The organism is Thauera sp. 2A1, from assembly GCF_009469595.2.
GTDB lineage: Bacteria > Pseudomonadota > Gammaproteobacteria > Burkholderiales > Rhodocyclaceae > Thauera.
The window spans coordinates 1-3,981 of sequence record NZ_SSXV01000050.1; the positions used below are offsets into that span (position 1 = coordinate 1).

The window sequence follows — 3,981 nt, forward strand, 5'->3', positions numbered from 1 at the left end:
TTGCCTTCGGCTTCCTCCAGATTCGCAGTTACCCGCGACACCCTTGCCGTTCGGCTAACTCTTCCCCTTGCCGGGCGAGTAGAGGACTTTCACCTCCAAGTGAGTGCGCCCTGCCGGGCGCACAAAAAAAAATAATATTATTGTATAATAATATTAAATTATAGGTCAGAAGTCCATCAATGGGCTTATTGACTCTGCACCTCGCCTCCGGGGACACTAACCCCGCTACATAAATGGCATCTGGTGTGCCTGGAAGGTTATTTCTTCCACACTCGGCGCGATCATTCAAGGCCGAACTATAAGTTTCTCAGGTGGAAGTCGCAGCGATCGGCTGCTTGGGGCACTACCGAAACCAACGCGCCCGAAAAAGAAGGTTCTCTCTAGCGTCGCCTCACCCAGCAGTCCGCCCATGCGCTCACGCACATCCCGAGCTCTCGCCTGCGCTCCTACGTGTTTGGTGAACTGCACCCCGGACTGGACGTAACGGGAGAAGATTAGCGGAGTCATCTCCGGTTGTAGATACATGTCCTGCCGGGTGACTTCTAGCCAAAAACGCTGCAAGAGACGCCCTACCTCCACCTGCGCACGACCATCGGCGAGCTGTCCCGGGGCCACCAACGCAAAGTGGGCAGCACACTGCAACCCGGGCAGCAGGTCGAGTTGGATTCGAGGCGCCAGCGTGCCGCCGAAATAGCGGTTCATGAACTCGACGCGGCGCCAGTCAGCCATCGCCCAGCGCATCATGCGTACGGTCAGTGCATCCGCGCCGAGCGCCTGATCGGGCAGCGCCGTTTCGCTGAATTGCTTACCCCAGTCAATGACAGCGCGGTGTACCTCATAGGCTTCGCGTGTAACTAGGCGAATCCAGGCGCTTCTGAACAGTAGCTTGGCTATCGCAAGCCTCAAGGGCAGGCGGTCGAACCATATGACCTGCCCGCCCGCGCCCGTTAGGATGGCGCTCAGCACTTCGCGTCTAGCTGCATCCAGACCGCCCATGCGCATGCTACGCCGCTGCGTGACCCGTACTATGATGTGATCGAACAAGGGATCCTTGCCGATACCGACATCACGAGCCAGAGCGACCCGATAGCGCGGACGGGTCGTATCGGAGACTGGCTCGAAGGTAATTGTTACCTTCAAGCCAAAGCCCGAAGCAGCGATTGCCAGGGTCTCCAACAGCGCGCCGTGTGCCAGTCGGCTTGGCATGCCATCGAGATCGTAGACACAGTGGTCATGAGTATCGAAGCCATGAATGACTAGTTCGTCATCCGAAACAATCTCGAAACGCCATGGCTGAGTGTTGTCACCACTAGGCGCCCAGCGGGCGAGTTCCAGAATCTTGTTGATGGTGTCGCTGCTGGGCATCTTTCCTACTCCATTCCTACGTCGCCAAGTCCTGCTTAAGCTACACACGAATCCGGTATGCATTCTTCACACCCATCTCGCGCGACGCTCACACCAGCCCAAGCGCCCTCCTTGCCTGGTCCAGGGTCCGGCGCTGCCGAGGATGCGCATTTCCACCAGGCCTGTGCAGACGCGACAGCCGATTGAGATACGCGTCGTAGTGCACCGACCATGGCGCAGGGAGAACCTTTCCGCGGCCCAGCAGGATCTTCACCGCCTCGGTACCCGCAACGCCGGCGCAGAGCATGCACCCCATGATCGTCGACGCGCCATGTCTTGCGGCCAGATCTATGTTCGACGGGTCGGCTAGATAGGCCATCTGCAGGCGCGCCGGAGCCAGGCCGATAAAGAATCGTAGCGCGCGCTCGAGTTCGTCCTGCCCGGCGAAACCGAAGTACTCTTCGAACGTCATTTCCCCCGGAAGAAAGTTGAGTAGGGCCGCGCCCATGCCCAGCGGCGCGACAGTGGTCGCAGGTATACCGAGTTTTGCGCATCTGGCAAAGACGGCCTCTCTGGCATCGAGCGCGAAAAAGTCGAGGCTGTCGATGTAGAGATCGGCACTGTCGAGAAAATCGGATACGTTGTCCGGATTCGTGCCCGCGGGGAAGCGGCGTATGTCCAGTTCAGGGTTGACGGCCAGCGCTTGTTCGACCATCACATCCAGTTTGGGACGGCCCAGCGAATTCATCATTGCACCTGCCTGGCGATTGAAGTTCACCAAGCCGAAGGTGTCGAAATCGGCGAGCGTAAACTTGCCGACCCCGAGTCGTACCAAGGTAAGCAGGTGCCACCCGCCGACCCCCCCCATTCCCGCTATAGCGACCCGCTTTCCGCGCAGAGTTTCCTGCTCTGGCCGGGTAACCCAGCCGATATTGCGGCTGAACGCCTCGGAATAGTCAAAATTCATGCCCACAAATCTCCGAATCGGTCCCGCGATGCTCGTATGTCCGAAGGGAATTATACTTGCTGCGCAGCGACGCTGGTCCGCTCTCACGTACCCGGCTCAAGCTCCAATCTGGCCAATGCACAGCATGTCGATGTTCGTTTTGCATGGGACGCTCCGACGTTTATGAGTAACGCGCCTCCTGGCACCAACGGCCTCTAAGCAAGTCTCCCCCATGCCCCTCATCGACGATCTCAACCTCGGCAGCGGCTTCAAGCGATATTTCCGCATCTGTGCCGCTCTCGATGCAGCACTTCTCGACCGGGCCTACCGCTTGCGTCACGAGGTCTATTGCGAAGACCTCAAGTACGAGCCCGAGCGCCCGGACCGACGCGAGATCGACGAATTCGACGCCCAAAGCGTGCATTGCCTGCTACAAACGGTCGAGCAGCCCCACCAACCCGTCGGCTGCACCCGGATAGTGCTTGCGAACCCCGCAGCTCCCGATCTGCCGCTCCCATTCGAGCAGACCTGCGCCGACGCGCTGGACCGGTCGATCATCGACCCGGCGAAGCTCCCCCGCGACCGGATCGCGGAGATCTCCCGCCTGGCGGTGGGCGAGCGCTATCGACGACGCAAGGGAGAAAGACAACAACAGGTACCGGTGGGCCCGGACGACTTCTCCAATGCCGGGCAACCGCGCTTCCCGTTCGTTCCGGCGAGCCTCCTGCTGGGGGCTGTCGCGCTGGCGGAGCGCAGCGGCGTCGACACCGTCTTCGTGCTGACCGAGCCGCGGCTGGCGGCGCATTTTGCCAAGCTCGGCGTGGAAGTGACGCAGATCGGCAGCCCGATCGAGCACCGCGGCCTGCGCATTCCGTCGGTGATGCATGTGGAAGAGATCATCCGCAACATGCGGCGCATCCTGCATCCGCTGTGGCACGTCGTGCGCGAGCAGATCGGACGGGGGTTCGACGAGGCAGAAGCCAGGCGCCGTGTAACCCAGGAGTGACTGATCGGGTTGTCGACTCGGACTTCTAGCCCCGTCTGAGCGACTGCCTATCGCGCCCGCAAAGGCAACACGGAATGCGCGTACGACTTGAATCGACCGTGACCAAGGCGCCCTGCTCAAGTTCGTCAGCCATCTGACGCAAGGCATCAAGGACCGGCTTTCCGATTGCCTCGGGGCTGACATCCTCAGCGCGGATCTGCACCACGCTGGGTTTGTCTCCCTGCGTCGCGGCGAGGATTGCGCTGAAGTCCAGGTCGTGCGTGAGAAAGCACGACTTCCCGTTCCTCCGCCCGCCAGGCGGCATAGCGCAGCGCCTGCATGATGTCTTCACGTTCGAGGTAAGGATAATCGGCGAGAATCTGTTCGACACTGTGTCCCGCGCCGATCTGGCTGACGATCATGCCGACCGTCACGCGCATGCCTCGAATGCACGCCTTGCCGCCCATGACTTCTGCTTGTTGGGTGATGCGATCAAGCGGTGCCATATGAGCCTCACCAGTGAACGTTCTTCGCAGGTTGACCGCTGGAGCTGCAAGCGGTTGCATGGAACGGCCATGTAGGAGATGTAATGGACGCCTCCCTCCCGCCTCAGGTATGGGTCCGCAGTGCTCTTCAATGAGAAGAGCCCTCCTGTTACCTGACGGCATCGATGTGCCAAAGTGGAAGTGTCGAAACGACCACAAAC

5 protein-coding genes are annotated in these 3,981 nt (G+C 60.2%); 1 reads left to right on the forward strand and 4 read right to left on the reverse strand.

Annotated elements, in window-relative coordinates; genetic code table 11:
• Window positions 1-285: 285 nt before the first annotated feature.
• Entirely contained in the window at window positions 286-1,365 is a 1,080-nt protein-coding gene (locus GH664_RS21935; protein ID WP_153170238.1) for a nitroreductase family protein, read from the reverse strand.
• Window positions 1,366-1,453: 88 nt separating this feature from the next.
• A complete protein-coding gene (locus GH664_RS21940) occupies window positions 1,454-2,311 on the reverse strand; it encodes a ThiF family adenylyltransferase (RefSeq protein ID WP_153170239.1) in 858 nt (285 codons plus the stop codon).
• 211 nt (window positions 2,312-2,522) lie between these two features.
• On the opposite strand from GH664_RS21940, the gene GH664_RS21945 reads away from it, so the two are divergent.
• Window positions 2,523-3,296, forward strand: coding sequence for a PEP-CTERM/exosortase system-associated acyltransferase (locus GH664_RS21945; RefSeq protein WP_153170240.1), 774 nt, complete (start codon window positions 2,523-2,525; stop codon window positions 3,294-3,296).
• Between the two features lie 25 nt (window positions 3,297-3,321).
• On the opposite strand, the gene GH664_RS23955 is transcribed toward GH664_RS21945, so the two are convergent.
• Window positions 3,322-3,600: a DUF5615 family PIN-like protein gene (locus tag GH664_RS23955; protein ID WP_368857365.1), complete on the reverse strand. Its 279-nt coding sequence runs from the start codon at window positions 3,598-3,600 to the stop codon at window positions 3,322-3,324.
• Window positions 3,482-3,781, reverse strand: coding sequence for a DUF433 domain-containing protein (locus tag GH664_RS21950; protein ID WP_153170241.1), 300 nt, complete (start codon window positions 3,779-3,781; stop codon window positions 3,482-3,484). The genes GH664_RS23955 and GH664_RS21950 overlap by 119 nt, the downstream gene beginning before the upstream one ends.
• Between the last annotated feature and the right edge of the window lie 200 nt (window positions 3,782-3,981).

Excerpts from the sequence above, each read along its gene's own strand:
- GH664_RS23955 (WP_368857365.1), bottom strand. The coding sequence starts at position 3,600 with ATGCCGCCTGGCGGGCGGAGGAACGGGAAGTCGTGCTTTCTCACGCAC.
- GH664_RS21940 (WP_153170239.1), bottom strand. The coding sequence starts at position 2,311 with ATGAATTTTGACTATTCCGAGGCGTTCAGCCGCAATATCGGCTGGGTT.
- GH664_RS21945 (WP_153170240.1), top strand. The coding sequence starts at position 2,523 with ATGCCCCTCATCGACGATCTCAACCTCGGCAGCGGCTTCAAGCGATAT.
- GH664_RS21950 (WP_153170241.1), bottom strand. The coding sequence starts at position 3,781 with ATGGCACCGCTTGATCGCATCACCCAACAAGCAGAAGTCATGGGCGGC.
- GH664_RS21935 (WP_153170238.1), bottom strand. The coding sequence starts at position 1,365 with ATGCCCAGCAGCGACACCATCAACAAGATTCTGGAACTCGCCCGCTGG.